Source organism: Shimazuella soli, assembly GCF_022511585.1.
Classification (GTDB): domain Bacteria; phylum Bacillota; class Bacilli; order Thermoactinomycetales; family Thermoactinomycetaceae; genus Shimazuella; species Shimazuella soli.
Map to the genome: position 1 here is coordinate 1 of NZ_JAKWBN010000019.1, position 7403 is coordinate 7403.

The following is a 7403-nucleotide window of genomic DNA, read 5'->3' on the forward strand; positions in this document are numbered from 1 at the left end:
TGGTTTCCCGGGCAAGAGAAAAAGGAATTTTGTTGAAACCCAAACAACTCTTTGCTCACCAAACCATTGCAACCTTGGCTCAAGTTGCCCAAACAGAAGCTCCAGTGGTAGGAGAGCAGGGAAGCTTAAGTGGGGAAGTACCTTTTGTGCCAATTCAAAAATGGTTTTTGGAGCAGACCGAGCATCCTCATCACTTTAACCAAAGCATGTTGCTGAAAGTAGGAGAGGCAAAGGAAGCATGGCTTCGACAGACCATTCGTGAAGTAGTAAAGTACCACGATGCTTTGCGGATGCGATTTGTCCCAACAGAAACCGGTTGGAAGCAATACTACCAGGCAGAATCGAAAGAAGAACTCGAAGTAGTCGATCTGCGAGGAGAAGACCATCCCTTGGCCTTGTTGGAAAAGCGAGCAGAGGAAGCCCAAGCGAGCTTACATCTCTCCGAAGGACCGGTATTCCGAGCGATTTGGTTCCGCTTATCGGAAGGGGAAGGAAGATTGTTTCTTGTCGCTCATCACTTGGTGATGGATGGGGTGTCTTGGAGGATCATATTAGAAGACATCGAGACGATCTACCAACAACTTGCAGCCAATAAGCCTGTGCAATTGCCACAAAAGACTAGTTCCTATCGCCAGTGGGCGGAGCATCTTCAAAAATTAGCAACAAGTGAAGGAATAGAGTCAGCGCGAACAAGGTGGGAGACAGTGCAAACAATTTCTCTGCCATTAGACAAGACAGGAGACAATACGGAACAATCCGTAGACCAGGTTCAAATTGTATTTTCTCCAGAAGAGACGGAAAGCATCATAGAGACGACTGTGACAATTCATGCCTCCCTAGAGGAAGTACTATTAACTGGGCTTGTCCAATCCTTACAAAAGTGGACTGGAAATAATAAACACACTATTCATTTAGAAGGACATGGTCGAGACGAAATAGAAGGCATAAATCTTTCTCGAACGGTTGGCTGGTTTACTTCCCTCTATCCTGTTAACTTAACAGCACAAGGAATGGAACTTACAGAAGTATTGCGTCAGACCAAAGAGTGTTTTAGAGAAGTGAATAAACAAGGATTAACCTATGGTTTGCTTCGATATTTACATCCTAATCCGATAGAAGCTAGCAAAGCTTCTATCAGCTTCAACTATTTGGGGAAATTTGTGACTCTATCTGATAGTAATAAAGTCCAGCTGATTCGGGGAATCGCTGATGAAAAAACAGGGAAATCAAGTACACCATCGGCTATTCGGCCACATCTTATTGATGTAGTAGCTGTTGTAATAGAAAACAAGTTGCAAATTACCTTGTTATACAGCAATGCTATTTTTCATAAAGCTACGATGACAGATCTTTTAAGACAAATAAGAATCACACTTCAAGAGTTAGAAAAACGAAAAATAGACAAATATGCTTTGTCTGATTTTCCACTTGCCAGACTTCAACCAAATGAGTTAGCGGAGATAAATGGAAAAGAATTAGAATTCGTCTATCCTTTGTCACCTTTACAAAACGGTATGCTCTTTCATTCCCTTTATCAACATGGAGGTAGTGAATATGTAGTACAGATTGGTTTTGTACTGGAAGGTAATCTCAATCTGGATGTTTATCGCAAAGCATGGCAAACACTTATCGAGCGTAATCCAGTCTTGCGAACCACGTTTTTATGGGAAGGCTTAAGCATTCCTCATCAGTTGGTTTATCGTACTTCTTCATTATCTTGGAAAGATGTAGATTTGCGAGAATATCAAGCAGAGGATCAAGAGAAATGGATAGAGGAGTATGTCAAGCTAGATAGAGAGCAAGGCTTTGATGTTCAAGATGGACCTTTATCTCGTGTTTATCTGATACGTTTGGCAAAAGATGTCTTCCAAGTGATATGGAGTTACCATCATTTACTGATTGATGGTTGGAGTATGCCGCTGTTACTGAATGAGCTCATGTCTATTTATGAAGCGATGCTCAAAAATGAGCCAATCTTACTGCCTACTAGTCGTCCATTTGCAGATTATATGAAATGGATTGCAGAGCAAGATAGAGAAGAAGCAAAAGAATATTGGCAAAAGCAGCTGGAAGGGTATGATTCTCCTGTTCAACTAAGTGTTTTGGACATAAAAAAAGATACTCAAAGAGAATCTGGTGAATTATCTACATCTTTGTCCGAGCAACAAACAGTTGAACTTATTGATTTTTGTCGTGATCATCATCTTACGTTGCACACGCTGCTTCAAGGAACTTGGTCATTGCTACTAAAAGCTTTTAGTGGAAAGACTGATTTGGTTTATGGGACAACTGTATCAGGAAGACCTGCCGAACTACGTGGTGTAGAAACCATGGTTGGGATGATGATAAACACTTTACCTGTACGGGTAACTATTCCATCCGGTCAAGCCATTCTCACATGGCTCAGCCGTTTGCAAAAATCATTTCAGGAAATGAGGCAGTTTGAGTACTGTTCGTTGGTAGAGATTCAACAGTGGAGCGATTTTCCGGGAAACGAAAATTTATTTGATTATTTATTTGTATTTGAGAATTACCCAGTTAAGGAACAGAGCAAAGAAGCAGAATTATCGATGCGGCTTACACATGGTAAAGAAGAAATCCATTATCCACTGACATTAGTAGCAGGAGCAGATAAAAAACTACATTTCAAATGGATGTACCATAAAAATCAATTTTCGCTTCCTGTTATTCAGCAGTTACAGACCTGCTTTGTTTCCTTCCTGGAGCAGATTGTATCTGGAGAACACAAACGCTTGGGTGACCTCTGTTTTACTAGTTCAGAAGAACAAATGGTGCCGCATTTAGAACGCTTGCCATTAACCGCAGATGGAAAATTGGATCGAAAAGCTCTGCTAATGCCGACGAATGCAATTCAGGAGTATGAAGCCCCAACTGGAGAAAAAGAAGAAAAGCTTTGTGAAATTTGGTCCAGTATTTTGGAGATTGATCGTTTGGGGGCACATGACAATATTTTTCAGTTAGGTGCTCATTCGTTGTTAGTAATACAAGCCGTTTCACGAATTAATCGGGAATTTCAAGTGAAATTACCACTCCAAGTGATTTTTGAACATCCAACTATACGTTTGATGGCTGCACAACTTCCAGCGAAAGGGAAAGAGGAAAGCTTGGAATACATCGATCGTTCTACACCTCTTCCTTTATCGTATGCAGAAAAAAGGTTATGGCTGATGCATCAATTATTGAAAAAGAAAGAAGCCTACAATGTTCCAGTCGTATTCGAAAGGAAAGAGGGATTAGACTTATCAGCTTGGCAGTTTAGTTTAGAACAGATGATGATAAAACATGAAATATTACGGACGAGTTATGTAGAGGAAGAGGAAAATGTCCAAAGAGTTATTTCCAAGGAAATAAAGGTGCCACTTTCCATAGTGGAGAGTAAAGAACAGTTACATTCAATAGCAAATGAACCATTTGATCTTGCAACACCTCCTCTTTGGAGAACAGCGATCACAAAAGATTTAAAACAATGTTTGTTTGTCATGCACCATATCATTACTGATGGTTGGTCATTTGATCTGTTTTTTACAGAACTTTGTTCTTTCTATCAAGCTGTATTAGCAAAGAAATGGAAACAAGAAGAGCATAAACTTTTGCAGTATGCAGACTATGCAGCTTGGCAAGAGACTCAAGATTTGGATACGGGTTATTGGCAAAAGCAGTTAGCAGATTTGCCAGTGCTTTCTCTGCCAACGGATTATCCAAGACCAAAAGTCCGCAGCTCTTGTGGCGCAGCAGTATCCTTATCTTGGGACAAAGAATTTTGGCAGAGTATCCGATCGTTGGCAAATGAGTCAGATGCTACTCTCTTTATGACTTTACTTGCTATATTTCAAGTGTTGTTACACCGCTATAGCGGTCAACAAGATATTGCTGTTGGGACACCAGTTGCAAACCGTGAGCATGTAGAAACAGAAAAAATGATTGGTTTCTTTGTCAATACACTGGTCATGAGAGGAGATCTGACAAATAATCCGACCTTTCGTTCTTTTGTACAACAAATCCGACAAACTGCACTCGATGCCTATCGACATCAATCGATTCCGTTTGAAAAAGTTGTTGAAGAAATAGCTCCAGAACGTAGTCTGGATTATTCTCCTTTATTTCAAGTGATGTTTACATTGCAAGAGAAAAAACAAATAGACCGCATGGGTTTTGTAGCAAAAGAATTACCTATTACTACCGCCAAATATGATATTTCATTATCGATTGGAGAACATGAATCAGGTGCAGATCTTGTTTGTGAGTACGATGCTGATTTATTTAATCGTCAGACAATGGAGCGATTATGTAAGCATTTAACGAATTTGGCTCGCGAGTTGGTTTCTGATCCAGATCAAAGAGTAGGAGAAGTTTCTTTTCTTACTCTCGATGAACAAGCTGAGCTTCTGCAACCAGTACAAAATTCTTATCACATGTCTGTTTTACCCATCCAAGAGAGAATCAAGTACCAAGCTATTTCTGCACCTACTGCTATTGCAATGGAAGACGGCGACAACTTGGTTTGTTACAGGGAATTAAATCAAAAAGCTAATCAACTTGCGCATTATTTGCGACAGCATGGTGTAATGGCAGGAGATTTTGTCGGCATTTGTATGGAAAGATCGGCAGATTTGGTTATTTCCGCTCTAGCTGTTTTAAAATTAGGAGCAGCCTATGTACCCATTGATCCTGCTTATCCGGAGTCGAGAATCATGTATCTTGTCGAAGATGCTAAGTTGGGCGTTGTACTTTCTCATTCGAAGCGGAGACAAAAAATGGGAACTTCAGCTATTTATCTCGATGAAATGTGGGATAAAATCAAGCATTTTCCAACAGATGAGATGGAGATGATCACACCGGAAACTGATTTGGCTTATATGATTTATACTTCAGGTTCTACAGGATTACCAAAAGGAGTAATGGTATCCCATGAGTCCCTGCTGCATTTAGTGGAATGGCATTGCAAGGCTTATGCAATCACTCCGCTAGATCGAACCACTTTGTTGGCAGGTCCGGCATTTGACGCATCTGTATGGGAAATTTGGCCTACTTTAGCAAGTGGTGGAACATTGGTGGTGCCGTCAGAGGAAACAAAGGTATACCCTGAGAAACTAAAAACTTTTTTGTTGGAGAAACAAATATCGGTCAGTTTTGTTCCAACTCCATTGTTAGAAAGTCTCTTGGTGCTGGATTGGCCAACACAAGTTTCACTTCGGTATCTGTTGACAGGAGGAGAGGCTTTACGCATATATCCTCCTGAAAATTTCCCTGTTTCTGTTGTCAACCATTATGGTCCAACGGAAAATACCGTTGTTTCGACAGCAGTGGAATTGAAACAAGGTATCTATCCGTCTACTCCCCCCATTGGGAAGCCAATTGATTATGTGACTGCTTTTGTATTAGATGCTCATGGTAATCCAGTTCCAACCGGGGTAGTTGGGGAGTTGTGTGTAGGTGGACCAGGATTAGCAGCTGGATACTATAACCGACCAGGATTAACAGCTGAAAAGTTTATAAGTCATCCTGCTTTTGGACGACTATATCGGACAGGGGATCAAGTCAAACGTTTAGGTGATGGTAATCTGCAATTTTTAGGTCGCTTTGATCGACAAGTGAAAATACGTGGCTTCCGTATTGAATTAGGTGAAATCGAAGCATCCCTCCGCCAGCTTGATTCTGTATCTGACACAGTGGTATTAGAACAGATGGGACAATTAATCGCTTATGTAGTGCCTAGTCGTCTAGAGGAATTTCATGAAATGGGCTTGCGAAATATCTTACAGGAGAAGTTACCTAGTTATATGGTTCCAACTCATTTTGCCACTGTAGAAGAGATACCATTGACAGCTAATGGAAAAATAGATCGGAGCAAATTACCAGAAGTCTCTTTCTCGCAAGTTGATACTTATGTAGCTCCTCAATCAGAAGAAGAGAAGCAAGTGGTTGCTATTTGGGAAGATGTATTAGAAGTAAAGGTTGGACTACAAGACAATTTCTTTTTACTAGGTGGTCATTCTCTGTTAGCTGCGAAAGTGATAGCTCGGATGAACCAACTATTGCCCTATAGGATCAACCTACGGCAACTTTTTGAAACACCAACAATTGCTGGCATATTGGCAAGTGCAAAAGAGATAGACCAACACGTACAGTTTCAGCGAAAAGAGCGACCAGCTAAGATTCCTTTGTCATCAGCTCAAGAAAGATTGTGGATTTATCATCAGCTGCAACCTGATAGTATAGCTTATCATATTCCGTTGGCTATGAAACTAACTGGGGAATTACAGAGGAAAGCCTTAGAAAAAGCTTTTCAGGCGATTGTAGATCGTCATGAATCGTTAAGAACAACGTTTTATGAAGAACAAGGGAAAGTTTATCAAGCGATTCGACCAAAAGAAAATGGATTAATGCTTCAAGTTTGCTCGGCAGATGAAGCAATAGAGCGCATAAAGCAAGATGTGCAAACACCTTTTGATCTCTTACAAGATTCTCTCTATCGTGCATATCTCTATCAAACGGATCATCAAGTATTTGTTCTTTATATCAATTTGCATCACATTATTGCGGATGGTTGGTCGATACGGCAATTATTGCAAGAATTATGGATGGCTTATATCGCAATATGTCAGGAACAGACACCTTTATTACCAACAATGCCCATCCAATATGCCGATTACGCCTTGCAGGAACAGGAATGGATGAAAAGTGAAGAGATAATGCAGGAGTTGAGTTATTGGAAAGAGCAGTTGTCCGATTTACCTGTGCTCGATCTCCCCACGGATCATCCAAGGGGGCAAGAGCAGACGTTTACGGGAGCTACGTATTCGGTGACCTTGCCAGAAGCAGTTCGAACAGGACTAGCCCAGATTTCCCATCAGCATGGAATGACGTTTTATATGACGACATTGGCCGTGTTTCAAACGTTATTGTCTCGGTATACCGGAGCCACCGATATTGCAGTAGGAAGTCCGGTCGCTGGTCGATCCCAAGCCGAATGGGAATCTCTCATTGGATTTTTTGTCAATACGTTGGTGTTTCGCAGTGACCTATCAGGAGAACCGACGTGGAACGAAGTATTAGAGCGGGTGAAAACCACTGCCATCGAGGCCTATGCACATTCGTCTGTTCCCTTTGAACGGGTGGTGGAAGAAGTCGCACCGGATCGTCATTTGAGTCATTCTCCGCTGTTCCAAGTGATGTTTTCCGTAGAAAACGAAGCATGGCAAGCACCAGAAGTACCGGGATTGACGATCGAAGAAGTGGCATTGCCCCAAACGACAACCAAGTTTGATCTAGCCTTGCATGTAGCACCATGGGAACAGGGGATGAACGTGACCTTTTCCTACAATACGGATTTGTGGGAAGAAGAGACCATCGCTCGGATGGCCGGTCATTTGCACCAGTTG

General features: G+C 41.4%; 1 protein-coding gene. It reads left to right on the forward strand.

Features of this window, described 5'->3' with window-relative positions; all coding sequences use genetic code 11:
- Positions 1–32 precede the first annotated feature (32 nt).
- Positions 33–7403, forward strand: a 7371-nt coding sequence (locus tag MK805_RS17655; RefSeq protein ID WP_240877238.1) for a non-ribosomal peptide synthetase, incomplete at its 3' end; no start/stop codon positions are given.